Annotated in this window: 12 protein-coding genes and 1 pseudogene; 12 read left to right on the top strand and 1 reads right to left on the bottom strand. The window is 65.0% G+C overall.

Translation table 11 applies throughout. The features are described 5' to 3' along the window. The 11 genes and pseudogenes from EN738_RS18285 to EN738_RS18235 form a co-directional block, all read left to right on the top strand. Positions 1-386: pseudogene (locus EN738_RS18285) on the top strand (proton-conducting membrane transporter); the annotation flags it as partial. A 162-nt stretch (positions 387-548) separates the two neighbouring features. Further along, the gene (locus EN738_RS18280) at positions 549-1,694 is read left to right on the top strand and encodes an aminodeoxychorismate synthase component I (RefSeq protein ID WP_127284916.1); all 1,146 of its coding nucleotides are present in this window, start codon (positions 549-551) and stop codon (positions 1,692-1,694) included. Beyond that, positions 1,643-2,305 carry an aminotransferase class IV family protein gene (locus tag EN738_RS18275; RefSeq protein WP_127284915.1) on the top strand — a complete coding sequence of 221 codons (663 nt, stop codon included), beginning with the start codon at positions 1,643-1,645 and terminating at the stop codon, positions 2,303-2,305. The genes EN738_RS18280 and EN738_RS18275 overlap by 52 nt, the downstream gene beginning before the upstream one ends. A gap of 19 nt (positions 2,306-2,324) precedes the next feature. Then, a complete protein-coding gene (locus tag EN738_RS18270) occupies positions 2,325-2,612 on the top strand; it encodes a YciI family protein (RefSeq protein WP_127284914.1) in 288 nt (95 codons plus the stop codon). After that, the gene (locus EN738_RS18265) at positions 2,609-3,535 is read left to right on the top strand and encodes a DUF3445 domain-containing protein (RefSeq protein ID WP_127284913.1); all 927 of its coding nucleotides are present in this window, start codon (positions 2,609-2,611) and stop codon (positions 3,533-3,535) included. The genes EN738_RS18270 and EN738_RS18265 overlap by 4 nt, the downstream gene beginning before the upstream one ends. 132 nt (positions 3,536-3,667) lie before the next feature. After that, positions 3,668-5,113, top strand: a complete 1,446-nt coding sequence (locus EN738_RS18260; RefSeq protein WP_127284912.1) for a homospermidine synthase — start codon at positions 3,668-3,670, stop codon at positions 5,111-5,113. A gap of 170 nt (positions 5,114-5,283) precedes the next feature. After that, positions 5,284-5,658 (top strand): hypothetical protein, encoded by a 375-nt coding sequence (locus EN738_RS18255; protein WP_127284911.1) that lies wholly within the window; start codon positions 5,284-5,286, stop codon positions 5,656-5,658. A gap of 189 nt (positions 5,659-5,847) precedes the next feature. Continuing rightward, positions 5,848-7,830 (top strand): bifunctional UDP-sugar hydrolase/5'-nucleotidase, encoded by a 1,983-nt coding sequence (locus tag EN738_RS18250; protein ID WP_127284910.1) that lies wholly within the window; start codon positions 5,848-5,850, stop codon positions 7,828-7,830. 161 nt (positions 7,831-7,991) lie between these two features. Then, entirely contained in the window at positions 7,992-9,056 is a 1,065-nt protein-coding gene (gene hemH, locus EN738_RS18245) for a ferrochelatase (RefSeq protein WP_127284909.1), read from the top strand. 158 nt (positions 9,057-9,214) lie between these two features. Then, positions 9,215-10,165 (top strand): SPFH domain-containing protein, encoded by a 951-nt coding sequence (locus tag EN738_RS18240; RefSeq protein ID WP_127284908.1) that lies wholly within the window; start codon positions 9,215-9,217, stop codon positions 10,163-10,165. Between the two features lie 20 nt (positions 10,166-10,185). Next, on the top strand, positions 10,186-10,650 hold the full coding sequence (locus EN738_RS18235) for an NfeD family protein (RefSeq protein ID WP_127284907.1): 465 nt from the start codon (positions 10,186-10,188) through the stop codon (positions 10,648-10,650). Between the two features lie 80 nt (positions 10,651-10,730). Here the strand turns inward: EN738_RS18235 and EN738_RS18230 are convergent, their stop codons facing one another. Continuing rightward, positions 10,731-11,732, bottom strand: a complete 1,002-nt coding sequence (locus tag EN738_RS18230; RefSeq protein ID WP_127284906.1) for a KpsF/GutQ family sugar-phosphate isomerase — start codon at positions 11,730-11,732, stop codon at positions 10,731-10,733. A 208-nt stretch (positions 11,733-11,940) separates the two neighbouring features. Between EN738_RS18230 and EN738_RS18225 the strand changes: the two genes are divergently transcribed. Then, a partial coding sequence (locus EN738_RS18225) for an outer membrane beta-barrel protein (protein WP_127284905.1) occupies positions 11,941-13,673 on the top strand: 1,733 nt, incomplete at its 3' end.

Below are 13,673 nucleotides of genomic sequence, written 5' to 3'. Positions count from 1 at the left end.
GTCCAGGCGCGGCTGTCTTTGCCACCGCGTTGGGGGCCACGCCCAAGGCCGGGGCCCCCAACGCGGTGGCAAAGACAGCCGCGCCTGGACCGGCCCAGTCAGCGCCGGCAGCAGACAAGCCGGCGACAGGGACGGCCGACAATTTGCGCCGGCTGATCGGTATCGGCCCGGTCAATGAAAAGCTGCTCAAGGGCCTTGGGGTCACAAGTTACGCCCAGATCGCCGCCTGGACGGCCGACGACGTCAAGCGCATCGAGGAGGTGCTGAATTTCGACGGACGTATCGCGCGCGAGCAATGGATCGAGCAGGCGAAGCTGCTCGCCGCCGGCGACGAAACGGAATTCGCCCGCCGCTTCCCGACCGCGGGAACCGCAAGCAACACCTGATCGGCTTGCGCTCCCGGCGCATGACAAGCAGCGGTGCGCATGGACACCGCCGCTTTCCTTTGGTCCAGCCGCCTTTGCGGCCCTCGACGCCGCTCCCTCGATTGCGCGCCGCCGCCCCCCCATATAGAGCGATCGCTGCACCACCGACCGAACACTCGAGCCATGTCCCTGCCGTCCGCCATTTTCCGCAACGACGAGAGCGGCCGCCAGCTGGTCTTCGACCGGCCGGCCGAGATCATCGTCGCGCACGACGCGGACGATTTCCCCGCGGCGCTTGAAGCCGCGCAGGCGGCCTCCGATGCCGGCAAATGGCTGGCCGGCTACTTCTCGTATGAAGCGGGATATCTGCTCGAGCCGAAGCTGGTGCCATTGCTTCCCGAGGGCCGGCGCGCGCCGCTGGTCTGCCTCGGCATCTTCGACGCTCCTGCCGAACAGGCGGTGCCGCGCCGTCCCGGTCCCGCGACCAACGGCCCGATCTTCGACGCTCGCGCCGCCTGGTCGGCGCAAGACTATGCGAAGCGCTTCGCGCGGCTGCACGACCACATCCGCAAGGGCGACTGCTACCAGGGCAATCTGACCTTTCCGGTGCGGGCGCAATGGTCCGGCGATCCGCTCGCCGCCTTCGACGCGCTGACCGAGCGCCAGCCGGTGAAATACGGCGCGCTGATTACGCTCGGCGATCCGATCGTGCTGTCGCGCTCGCCGGAGCTGTTCTTCGAGATCGACGCCGAAGGCATGATCGAGACGCATCCGATGAAGGGCACGGCGCCGCGCGGCTCGACCAGGGCCGAGGACGCGCGCCTGAAATCGTTCCTGCGCAAGGACGAGAAGAACCAGGCCGAGAACCGCATGATCGTCGACCTCTTGCGCAACGACATCTCGCTGATCAGCGAGGTCGGCACGCTCGAGGTGCCGGAGTTGTTCCGCATCGAGACCTATCCGACCGTGCACCAGATGGTCAGCCGCGTGCGGGCGAGACTGCTGCCTGATGTCGGCATCCGCCAGGTTCTTGCGGCGCTGTTTCCCTGCGGCTCGATCACCGGCGCGCCGAAGATCCGCGCCATGGAGATCCTGCACGATCTCGAAGCCGTGCCGCGCGACGTCTATTGCGGCGCCATCGGCTGGATTGCGCCCGGCGGCACGATGCGTTTTTCCGTGGCGATCCGCACCATCTCGCTCTTTTCCAGCGGCGAGGCCGTCTACAATGTCGGCGGCGGCGTCGTCTTCGATTCCACCGCCGAGGAGGAGTACTGGGAGTGTCTCTTGAAAGCGCGCTTCGCGACGGGAACCGTGCCGATTTCGAGCTGATCGAGACCATGCGCTGGGAGCCGGGCTCCGGCTTCCTGCGCTTCGAGCGTCACCTCGCGCGGCTCTACGCATCTGCGGCGGAACTCGGCTTCGCCTGCGATCCGCAGCGGGTCGGCGAAGCGCTGATGGACACGGTTGGCCGGCAAACGGTCGCCTTGCGCACCCGCCTTGTGCTTGCGCGCAACGGCGAGGTGACGACCGCCGCGCAACCCTTTGAGCCGCTCGCCGCCGACAAGGTCTGGCGGCTGCAATTGGCGCGCGTTCGCCTCGATTCCGGCGATACGCTGCTTCGCCATAAGACCAGCCGCCGCGATGCCTACCAGCACGCGCGCGCCGAATATCTCGCTAGCCGCGCCGACGAGGTGCTGCTCGCCAACGAGCGCGGCGAGCTCTGCGAGGGCACGATCACCAATCTCTTCGCCGATTTCGGCGACGGCGTGCTGGCAACGCCCCGGCTCGACTGCGGCCTCTTGCCTGGCGTATTGCGCGGCGAGCTTCTGGATGAAGGCCGCGCCGCCGAAGCGATCTACACCCTTGACGATCTGAAGGCGGCCCGTGCGGTCTACGTCGGCAATTCGCTGCGCGGCCTGATCCCCGCAAAACTGTCCTGACGCAGGCTGGGAGAATGCGATGTTCGTCGTTTCGCTGAACTACAAGGTGCCGCTGACCGAGATTGACCGGCTGGGGCCCGTGCATGTCGAATGGCTGAAAGCCTGCTACGCCGAAGGCATCTTCGTCGCCTCCGGGCCCAAGCGGCCAAGGACCGGCGGCATCATCATCGCGCGTGGGCCGCGTGACGTGCTCGATGCCAGGCTGGCGGACGATCCTTTCGCCAGGGCAGGCGCTGCCGATTACAATGTCACCGAATTCACGGCGAAAATGACCGTTGCCCAGCTGGACGCGTTCAAGGAATTATGAGCAGGCCCGCCCATACGCCCTATGACGGCTCGTCAAAGCCCTTCACCATCGGGCTGAAGCCGCTCGGCCTCGACCAATGGCTCGATGTCGACGAGAACTTGCCTGCCCACCTCGCCGAGAAGCGCCGGCTCTACGTGGAAATCCCCGAGGAGGTCTTTGTCGAGGAAGACGGCACGCGCGAGGCGCAGCAAGAGGTGCTCGACCTCATAGTCGCCTGTCTCGCGGCGAAGCACCCCGGCACCCACCGCGGCATGAGCGCCGGCGACGAGGTCATCGGCGCCGAGAGCGGCGGTGGTCCGACCGCGGCGTTGCGCGAGGCGCCGCTCGTCAAGGCATCCCTGCTCGTCCAGGAGGATCTGATCCTGATGCGCCGGAACGAAAGCGGCTGGCGGCTGGCCGCCGGCTCGCTCTGCTTTCCCTCATCCTGGTCGCTCACCGAAAAATTCGGCAAGCCGCTACAGCAGATCCATGCGCCGGTGCCCGGCTTCGGACCAGGAACGCGTCCGGCCGACTTGATCAACCGCATGTTCGACGGTCTCCAGGGCCAGGCGGTCGAGCGCTACAACTGGTCGATCCAGGCCGGCGACGCGCTCTATCATCCGCTTTCCAACCTGCAGCGCATCGACCGCGCCACCAATCGGCCCTCGCGCTTCCATGATGGCGACGTCGACGCCCACGCCTTCATCCGCGTCGAGCGCCAGACGCTGCGCAAGCTGCCGGCCTCGCGCGACATCCTGTTCACCATCCGCATCCATCTCGACCCGCTCAAGGTGCTGGCCCGCCATCCCGACAGGGCAACGCTCGCGGCATCCTTCGCCGCGCAGCTTGAGGCGCTCGACGAGGCACAACTCGACTACAAGGGCCTGACATCCGACCGCAACCGCCTGGTCGCCTTCCTCGCCGATATGGCCAGGGCGGCTTAACCACGCCGCCGGGCTGGCCTGGCCGGTGGTTGGCGCTTTTCGCTGGTTTGTGACAATGATCTGTGGTGTAGCGCTTGACCGTCCGGCGCAATTGCCCTGCTTTTCCCTATGTTTGAAGGAGTGTCTGAAAAAATGGCGAATGAAAACTGGCCCGTTTACGGTGAAATCACCGGTCCCGTCGTGATGATCGGCTTCGGCTCGATCGGACGGGGAACGCTGCCGCTGATCGAACGTCATTTCAAGTTCGACAAGTCGCGCATGACGGTCATCGACCCGCGCGACACCGACCGAAAGCTCCTCGACGAGCGCGGCATCACCTTCGTGCAGGATGCGGTGACCAAGAAGAACTACAAGAAGCTGCTGACGCCGCTTCTGACCAATGGCGGCGGCCAGGGCTTCTGCGTCAACCTGTCGGTCGACACCTCCTCGCTCGAACTGATGAAGCTCTGCCGCAAGCTCGGCGTGCTCTATGTCGACACGGTGGTCGAGCCCTGGCTCGGCTTCTATTTCGACGACAAGGCCGACAATGCCGCGCGCACCAACTACGCGCTTCGCGAGAGCGTGCGCGAGGAAATCGCCAGCAACCCCGGCGGCACCACGGCGATCTCCTGCTGCGGCGCCAATCCGGGCATGGTCTCGTGGTTCGTCAAGCAGGCGCTGGTCAACCTCGCCACCGATCTCGGCCTGGAGTTCGCCGAGCCGGCGCAGAACGACCGCGAAGACTGGGCGAAGCTGATGAAGAAGGCCGGCGTCAAGGGCATCCACATCGCCGAGCGCGACACCCAGCGCACCAAGAAGCCGAAGCCGATGGACGTGTTCTGGAACACCTGGTCGGTCGAAGGCTTCGTCTCGGAGGGGCTGCAACCGGCCGAGCTCGGCTGGGGCACGCATGAGACCTGGATGCCGAAGAACGCCAAAAAGCACAAGCACGGCTCGCAGGCGGCGATCTATCTGGAGCAGCCCGGCGCCAACACCCGCGTGCGCTCGTGGTGCCCGACGCCCGGCGCGCAATACGGCTTCCTGGTGACGCACAACGAGGCGATCTCGATCTCCGACTTCTTCACCTTGCGCGGCAAGAAGGGCAAGGTCCACTATCGCCCGACCTGTCACTATGCCTATCACCCTTGCAACGACGCGGTGCTGTCGCTGCATGAGATGTTCGGCGCTGCCGGCAAGGCGCAGCCTGTCCATCACGTGCTTGACGAGAACGAGCTGGTCGACGGCATCGACGAGCTCGGCGTGCTACTCTACGGCCATGACAGGAATGCCTATTGGTATGGCTCGCAGCTGTCGCTCGGCGAGGCCCGCAAGCTCGCCCCCTACCAGAACGCCACCGGCCTGCAGGTCACCTCGGCGGTGTTGGCCGGCATGGTCTGGGCGCTGGAAAACCCCGAAGCCGGCATCGTCGAGGCGGACGAGATGGACTACAGGCGCTGTCTTGAAGTGCAATCGCCCTATCTCGGACCGGTCAAGGGCTACTACACCGACTGGACGCCGCTCGATCACCGTCCGGGTCTTTTCCCCGAGGATCTCGACAAGAACGACCCGTGGCAATTCCGCAACATCCTGGTGCGATAGCGGCGCCGTCAGCCTATCCGATTGCCTTGCAATCGCCCGGAAATCGGGCGATTGAAGGGGCGCGGCCTGAGCGACGTGCGTCCGTTTGGAGAGTACGCTCTAGCACTATGAATGTCCGCGCCGTGCTTCGAACCGACTTCGGGCCGACGCGAGAGGAGAGGATTTTGATCATGACCATTGCACGCAAATTGCTTTCGGCGGGCGCGGCGGCAAGCCTGCTGGCCGCTTCCGCCTGCTCCACCGTCGGCCCTTCCGAGCCGCCGATGTCGGCCGGACCGAAAGGCGTCGAAGGCTCCTGGATCGACGCCAAGGGCACCGGTCTGTCGAGCTTCACCGCCGGCGCCTTCACCACCGTCGCCACCGATACCGGCCAGAAGCTCGCCGAAGGCAGCTACACCATGACGGGCGCGACCTCGGTCGAGATCCACGGCACCTCGCTGATCCGCCAGACGCCGGTCAGCTTCAACTGCCTGATGATCTCCACCAGCCAGCTCAACTGCACCAGCGCCAGCGGGCAGAACTTCGTGCTGACGCGTCGCGTCTGAGCCGGTAAGACATCTATCCTGATAGCGGACGGCGGCGCGAGCCGCCGTCTTTTTTGTGCCGGCAACCTCGTCCTGATTTCCCCTTGCATCGACCGAAACGCGATGTGAACATGCCTCGAAGCTGGCTGTCGTGCTGCAGTCAAGCGATGGCGCTAGACACCTCTGATGAGGTTCATCCGGGAGAGGAAGATGAAGAAATTTGCCGCTATTGCAGCCCTGTCCGCGTCAGCGCTTGGCCTGTCGGCCGGAGCATCTTTTGCCGACTACACATTGAACATCCTGCATTTCAACGATTGGCACAGCCGCCTCGAAGGCAACAACAAATACGAGTCGACCTGCTCCGCCGAGGAGGAGACAAAGGGCGAATGCATCGGCGGTGCCGGCCGGCTGGTCACCGCGATCGCCCAGGAGCGCAAGAAGCTCGAGGGTCAGAACGTTCTGCTGCTCAATGCGGGCGACAGCTTCCAGGGGTCGCTGTTCTACATCACCTACAAGGGTGCCGCGGAGGAGGAATTCCTCAACCAGATCAAGCCCGACGCGGTGACGCTCGGCAACCATGAATTCGACGACGGCGAGACAGCACTTGTGCCCTACCTCGACAAGGCGAAGTTCCCGGTCGTCAGCGCCAATGTCGTGGCCAACGACAAGTCCGGCGCCGCCGGCAAGATCAAGCCATCGATCGTGCTTGAGGTCGGCGGCCAGAAGATCGGCATTGTCGGCGCGGTGACCAACGACACGCCGGAGCTTGCCTCGCCCGGCCCGAACATCGCCATCGAGGACGACGTCAAGTCGATCACGGCCGAGGTCGAGAAACTGAAGGCGCAAGGCGTCAACAAGATCATCGCCGTCACCCATATCGGCTACAACCGCGAGCGCGATGTCATTGCCAAGATCCCGGGCATCGATGTCGTGGTCGGCGGACATAGCCACACGCTTTTGTCCAACACCGATCCGAAAGCGGCCGGCCCCTACCCGACGATGGTCGACAACCCCGACGGCTCCAAGGTGCCGGTGGTGCAGGCGGCCTCCTATTCGAAATATCTCGGCGAGTTCAAGGTCGTGTTCGACGACAACGGCGTCGTCAAGGAAGCGAGCGGCGACCCGATCTTTCTCGACAAGTCGATCACGCCCGATCCGGCCGTGCTCGCCCGCATCAAGGAGCTCGGCGCGCCGATCGAGGAATTGAAGAACAAGGAGGTGGCCGAGACCACCAAGCCGATCGACGGCAGCCGCGACAACTGCCGCGCCCGCGAATGCGAGATGGGCAACCTCGTCTCCGACGCCATTCTCGACCGCGTCAAGGGCCAGGGCGTCGAGATCGTGATCTCGAACGGCGGCGGCCTGCGCGCCTCGATCGACCAGGGCACCGTCACCATGGGCGAGGTGCTGACCGTACTGCCGTTCCAGAACACGCTGGCGACCTTCCAGATCTCGGGCAAGGACCTCGTCGCCGGGCTGGAAAGCGGCCTCAGCCAGATCGAGGACGGCGCCGGGCGCTTCCCGCAGGTCGCCGGCCTGAAATATTCCTTCGACAAATCGGTCGCGCCCAACGCCGGGCGCGTCAAGTCGGTCGAGGTGATGGAAGGCGGCGCCTGGGCGCCGATCAATCCCGACAAGGACTATATGGTCGCCACCAACAACTATGTCCGCCAAGGCGGCGACGGCTACAAGGTCTTCGCCGAGAAGGCCAAGAACGCCTATGACTACGGCCCGGGCCTGGAGCAGGTGGTCGCCGACTATCTCGGCGCGCACCGGCCGTATACACCGAAGCTCGACGGCCGCATTACCGAGATCGCGGCGACCGTCGCGGCGGCGCCCGCCGCCGAACCGGCGAAGCCGGCCGAGGCTGCACCGGCAACGCCAGCTCCAGCAGAACCGGCCAAGCCGGCTGAGGCGGCACCTGCGGCGGCGCCGGCCCCTGCTCCCGCGGCCGAACCGGCCAAGCCCGCCGAAGCTGCGCCGGCACCGGCAGCGGAACCCGCAAAGCCGGCCGAGGCAGCGCCAGCCGAGGCCAGCCACGTCATCGTCGCCGGCGACACCTTCTGGGATCTGGCCAAGAAGGCCTATGGCGATGGCACCAAGTGGAAGCTGATCTCCGGCGCCAACAAGGGTTTCGAGGCGCACCGGCTGCCGATCGGCGGGACGCTGGCCATCCCGCCCGCCGCCAAATAACTCCTGCCGCGGCAAATCGAGGGACCCGTCCGGACAACCGGGCGGGTTTCTGCTTTCCGGCATGCGTATTAAGGTGCGGCCAGACGCGGCATTGAAAACCGACGGCGTATAGTTAGTTTCGCCCCGCCATCGCTGGTTTCGCGATGCCCGGAGACCCCTTGATGACGTTGACCAGCCCGATCGATCCCAAAGCCGCGCAGGCCGCAGGCGCGCTGCTGGCTGGTCCCGCGCCGGCCAAGGCGGGCAAGGTCGGCGTCATGCTGATCAATCTCGGCACGCCCGACGGCACCGACTTCAAGCCGATGTGGCGCTATCTCAGGGAGTTCCTCTCCGATCCGCGCGTCATCGAGCTCAACAAGGCGATCTGGTACCCGATCCTCTACGGGCTCGTCCTGACCACCCGTCCGAAGAAGTCGGGCGCCAACTACGCCAGGATCTGGAACCGGGAGAAGAACGAGTCGCCGCTGCGCACCTTTACCCGCGCCCAGGCCGAGAAGCTTACCCAAGCATTTGGTGACCTGCCCGATGTCGTCGTCGACTGGGCGATGCGCTACGGCAATCCATCGACCGCGAGCGTGGCCCAGAAACTGGTCGAGCAGGGCTGCGACCGCATTCTTTCCTTTCCGCTCTATCCGCAATATTCGGCGACGACCACGGCGACCGCCAACGACCAACTGTTTCGCGCGCTGATGAAGATCAGGCGCGCGCCGGCGATCCGCAGCGTGCCGCCCTACTATGACGAGCCTGTCTACATCGAGGCGCTTGCCCGCTCGATCGAACGCCATCTGGCCAGCCTCGACTTCGCGCCGGAGGTGGTCATCACCTCCTACCACGGCATCCCAAAACCCTATTCCGACAAGGGCGACCCCTATCAGGCTCATTGCCTGGAGACGACGAGGCTGCTGCGCCAGAAGCTCGGCTGGGACGAGAAGAAGCTGATCACCACCTTCCAGTCGCGCTTCGGCGCGCAGGAGTGGCTGCAGCCCTACACCGACGTGACGGTCGAGAAGCTCGCCAAGGACGGCGTCAAATCGATCGCCATCGTCAATCCCGGCTTTTCCGTCGACTGCATCGAGACGCTGGACGAGATCGGCCGCGAGGCGGCCGAGACCTTCCATCATGCCGGAGGCGAGAACTTCGCCCATATCCCTTGCCTCAACGACAGCGCCGAAGGCATGGCGGTGATCGAGGCGCTGGCGCGGCGCGAGCTGTCCGGCTGGGTATGAGCCCGCTGCGTTGAGGCGATCGATCGCCCCTGTCGCGCTCTTCCATCCACTAATAATGAGCGATCACCTGATTGTAACACTATTGAAACACACCTAAGTGTTTGGTGAAGTCGGCTGCCTGGAATCAACGCCATGGCCGGCATCTGAGGGAGATTCAAATGGACTTCAGTGGTTTCGGTATTGCGATTGGTGCACTTGCCTTTCTGGTGTTGGTGCTTCTTATCAAAGGCATCAGGACAATCCCGCAAGGTTATAATTATACCGTGGAGCGGTTTGGCCGTTACACCAAAACACTGAGCCCGGGCCTCAACCTCATCGTGCCGTTCGTCGACCGCATCGGCGCCAAGATGAACATGATGGAGCAGGTGCTCGATGTTCCGAGCCAGGAAATCATCACCCGCGACAACGCCATTGTGGGTGTCGACGGCATCGCCTTCTTCCAGATCCTCAATGCGGCGCAAGCGGCCTACCAGGTCTCCGGCCTGCAGAACGCAATTCTCAACCTGACGATGACCAACATCCGTACTGTTATGGGTTCGATGGACCTCGACGAACTCCTGTCCAACCGCGACGCCATCAACGAGCGCCTGCTGCGCGTCGTCGACGAGGCCGCGCACCCCTGGGGCATCAAGATCACCCGTGTCGAGATCAAGGACATCAATCCACCGGCCAACCTCATCGAGTCGATGGGCCGGCAGATGACGGCCGAGCGCAACAAGCGCGCCCAGATCCTCGCCGCCGAAGGCCTGAAGCAGTCGCAGATCCTCGAGGCCGAAGGCCGCAGGGAAGCCGCCTTCCGCGACGCCGAGGCGCGCGAGCGCTCGGCCGAGGCCGAAGCCAAGGCGACGCAAGTGGTTTCGGAGGCGATCTCCAAGGGCGACGTCCAGGCGCTCAACTACTTCATCGCCCAGAAATACACCGAAGCGCTGACCAGGATTGGTTCGGCCACCAACAGCAAGATCGTGCTGATGCCGCTTGAGGCTTCGTCGCTGATCGGCACGCTGGGCGGCATTGGCGAGATAGCCAAGGAAGTCTTCAAAGATGGCGGACCGGCTGCCGCGACGCGGCAGGGTTCGCGCCCGCCGGTCGTCAAGTCCGGCGACAACTGAGATCATAGGAGGCTGCTCCCATGTTCGACCGCATCATTTCCGAACTTGGTCCGTGGAACTGGATGGTACTGGGCCTCGTCCTCCTGGTTATGGAGGTTATAGCACCCGGCATCTTCATGCTGTGGATCGGCATCGCCGCATTGGTGATCGGCCTGATTTCGCTGCTCATCTGGGACGCAAGCTTCTGGACCTGGGAAGTCCAGGTCCTTGCCTTCCTGGCGCTGTCGCTGGTCTCCGCCTTCGCCGGCAAGAAGCTGGTTGGCGGGCGTCATGACGCGACCGACCAGCCGCTGCTCAACCGGCGCGGCGCGCAGCAGGTCGGCAAGATGGCCACCCTTGCCGAACCGATCAAGGACGGCCGCGGCCGCATCAAGCTCGGCGACACGCTGTGGCGCGTGTCGGGTCCCGACCTGCCGGCCGGCACGCAGGTGCGCGTCGTCAGTTCGGCCGATACCGACCTGGAACTGACTGTCGAAGCTGTCTGATCGCCCGAAAGCGCGCAGCGCTTTCGAAACAGAAAATCAGGGCGTGTCGCGTAGGGCTTCCCGAGCGTGACGCGCCTTTTTCAGGCCGCGCCGATCCGCAGCAGATCATGCAGGTGGACGAGCCCCACAGGACGTCCGTCCTCGACCACCATCAGGCTGGTGATGGCGGAGGTGTTGATGGTCTGCAGGGCCGTCGCCACCAGCGTGTCCGGCGTCGCCGTCTTTGGTTTCCTGGTCATCACCTGATCGACGCTCATCGCCAGAAGGTCGTTGGCGATATGGCGGCGGATATCGCCGTCGGTGATGATGCCGATCAGCGCCCCATCGGCGCCGCTGATCGCCACGCAGCCGAAGCCCTTGCGCGAGAGTTCGATGATCGCCTCGCGCATGCCGGTGCCCGACGGCACCAGCGGCAGACGCTCGCCGACATGCATGATCTCGTGCAGTTGCGTGAGATTGGCGCCGAGCTGTCCGCCCGGATGGAAGGTGCGGAAATGGTCGGGCGTGAAGCCCCGCGCCTCGAGCAGCGCAATGGCCAGCGCGTCGCCCATGACCAGTTGCAGCAGCGCCGATGTCGTCGGTGCCAGCCCGTGCGGACAGGCTTCCGGCGCGGGCGGCAGCAGCAGCACCACGTCGGCGGCGCGCGCCAGCGCCGAGGTCTCGCCGGACGTGATGGCGATCAGCGGGATCGAGAAACGCTTGGAATAGGCGACGATGCCCATCAGCTCCTTGCTTTCGCCCGACCACGACATGGCGATGATGGCATCGTCTTTGGCGATCATGCCGAGATCGCCGTGATTGGCTTCTGCCGGATGGACGAAGAAGGCGGGCGTGCCGGTCGAGGCCAGCGTTGCGGCGATCTTGGAGCCAATATGGCCGCTCTTGCCGACGCCGGTGACGATGACGCGGCCCTCGATGCCCGAAATCAGCTCGACGGCGCGTGCGAATGGCTCGGCCAACCCGTTCTCGAGCGCGGCGGCAAATGCAGCCATGCCGGCCTGCTCGGTCGCCACGGTTCTCAGCGCCGAATCGATCGAAGCCTGCCTGTCCGGGCGCTTCTTTTCTGGGGACCCTGCATGCATGGCTGATGCGCTTAGCGCTTCGCCGCCCGCCTGTCCAACAGAAATGCCACCTGCGGTCGATGGCGGCCCTCGCCTGAAGCACCATTTTGGCTTCGACATGCGGGACACCGAATGCGCGAGAGAACCGCCCGCCTCAACCCTCCGTTAACCATCCCCATTTACGGTTCGGTAAGTATGGCGCGCCCGCGCCGCGCAAGCAGTGGTGACGATGACCGGGGCCCAGCCTGAAACGAAAAGAGGTCGAACGGGCAAGGCCGTCAGCACGCTGCTGCTGGCGGCGAGCGTCCTCGCTTTGCTGCGGCCGATGCCGCTCCATGCCCAGGAAACCGAGTTGCGCGGCGAGGTTTCGGAATCGGCGATCCTGTCGGACCAGCAGCGCAAGGTCAGGCAGATGAGCAGGGCTCGTGCCCAGGATCTGAACGGGCCGGCGACCGCGACCGCCGACGCTCCGGCCGACACCTATTCGCCGGCTAGCCCCGGCGCAGTGCCTGACGAGACCGATGGAACGGCCGCGAACGACAGCATCTTCGACCAGCCTGCCGCCACCGACGATCCGTTCGTCGAGAACCCTTCTCCGCCCAAGCCGCGCCGGACCTCAACCGCCAAACAGCGCGCCGACGATGCGGACAAGAAGGACACCGCCGGGAACAAAAAGACAAAGGCCGCCGACAAGAAGAAGACCAAGCAGCAGACCGACCCAACGGCGACCGGGACCACCACTACCGCAGACACTGGAACCGCCGGAGAGGACCAGGACGGCGCCAACCGTCGCGCCGTCACCATCGACAGCGTCGACAAGCAGAAGCTTGACCCCGGCGCCGAGCGCACCGCCTCGATCGAAGGCCAGAAGATCAAGCCCGAGGACGACCCCTTCGCCGCCACCGGCATCAAGGTCGGCACCTTCGTCTTCCGGCCGACGCTGGAGCAGGGCTTCACCGCGACGTCCAATGCCGATGCCAGCAGCGGCGGCACGTCGGCGGTGCTGTCGGAGACGGCGCTGCGTTTTTCCGCGACCTCCGACTGGCGCGAGAACTCGGCCACGATCGACGGCTACGGCATTTTCCGCAACACGGTTTCCGGCCAGAAGATCAACGACGCGCAAGGCCGCATCGAAGGCCAGCTCAACGTCGACCTCGACAACGAGCTGCGCGCCATCGCCAAGCTCGGCTACGAGGCGGTGCCGGAATCGGCCTCCTCGCCGGACGCCATCGCCGGCGTCACTTCGCAGCCGCTGCGGCAGACCGTGGACGGCAGCCTCGGCATCGAGAAGGACGTCGGCAAGATGCGCTACGCGCTGACCGGCGCGATCACGCATGACTTCTATGGCGACGCCGATCTTTCGGACGGCACCACACTGTCGCAGAAGGACCGCGACTCCACGCTCTATTCCGCGACCTTGCGCACCGGCTATCAGGTTTCGCCGGCCATAACGCCTTTTGTCGAGGTGGAGGCAGGGCGACGGGTCTATGATCTGCGCCTCGACAGCAACTTGTACGAACGTTCCTCGACCAGGCTCGGCGCGCGCGCCGGCCTCGAACTCGACATGGACGACAAGCTGTCGGGCGAATTCTCCGTCGGCTGGCTGCGCGAAGCGATCGACGACGACCGCCTGCCGGCCAATGCGGGCCCCTACGTCAACGCCGATCTCAAATGGTCGCCCGAGCGCGGCACCATCGTCGGGCTCACAGGCAGGACCACCATCGAGAGCACCACCACGGCCGGGGAGAGTGGCGATGTCCTCTACTCGGGCAGGCTTACCGGCGAACGCCAGGTCCGCGCCAACCTGACGGCGAATTCCGCGCTTGGCCTCGACTGGCGCGACTATACCGGCTCCGACGGCCACGATCTGATCTTGAGCGCCGAGGCCGGGCTGACCTGGTGGCTGAACCGTTACGCCGGCCTCACCACGCGGGCGAGGACGGCGAAGCTCACCAGCAACCT

The sequence above is a fragment of the Mesorhizobium sp. M4B.F.Ca.ET.017.02.2.1 genome (assembly GCF_003998955.1).
GTDB classification, from domain to species: Bacteria; Pseudomonadota; Alphaproteobacteria; order Rhizobiales; family Rhizobiaceae; genus Mesorhizobium; species Mesorhizobium abyssinicae.
This window is presented reverse-complemented; position numbering and strand designations above follow the sequence as displayed.

What these genes read in the sequence shown, in the direction of transcription:
- EN738_RS18280 (WP_127284916.1), top strand. Translation starts at nt 549, where the DNA reads ATGTCCCTGCCGTCCGCCATTTTCCGCAACGACGAGAGCGGCCGCCAG.
- EN738_RS18270 (WP_127284914.1), top strand. Translation starts at nt 2,325, where the DNA reads ATGTTCGTCGTTTCGCTGAACTACAAGGTGCCGCTGACCGAGATTGAC.
- EN738_RS18265 (WP_127284913.1), top strand. Translation starts at nt 2,609, where the DNA reads ATGAGCAGGCCCGCCCATACGCCCTATGACGGCTCGTCAAAGCCCTTC.
- EN738_RS18260 (WP_127284912.1), top strand. Translation starts at nt 3,668, where the DNA reads ATGGCGAATGAAAACTGGCCCGTTTACGGTGAAATCACCGGTCCCGTC.
- EN738_RS18255 (WP_127284911.1), top strand. Translation starts at nt 5,284, where the DNA reads ATGACCATTGCACGCAAATTGCTTTCGGCGGGCGCGGCGGCAAGCCTG.
- EN738_RS18250 (WP_127284910.1), top strand. Translation starts at nt 5,848, where the DNA reads ATGAAGAAATTTGCCGCTATTGCAGCCCTGTCCGCGTCAGCGCTTGGC.
- hemH (WP_127284909.1), top strand. Translation starts at nt 7,992, where the DNA reads ATGACGTTGACCAGCCCGATCGATCCCAAAGCCGCGCAGGCCGCAGGC.
- EN738_RS18240 (WP_127284908.1), top strand. Translation starts at nt 9,215, where the DNA reads ATGGACTTCAGTGGTTTCGGTATTGCGATTGGTGCACTTGCCTTTCTG.
- EN738_RS18235 (WP_127284907.1), top strand. Translation starts at nt 10,186, where the DNA reads ATGTTCGACCGCATCATTTCCGAACTTGGTCCGTGGAACTGGATGGTA.
- EN738_RS18230 (WP_127284906.1), bottom strand. Translation starts at nt 11,732, where the DNA reads ATGCATGCAGGGTCCCCAGAAAAGAAGCGCCCGGACAGGCAGGCTTCG.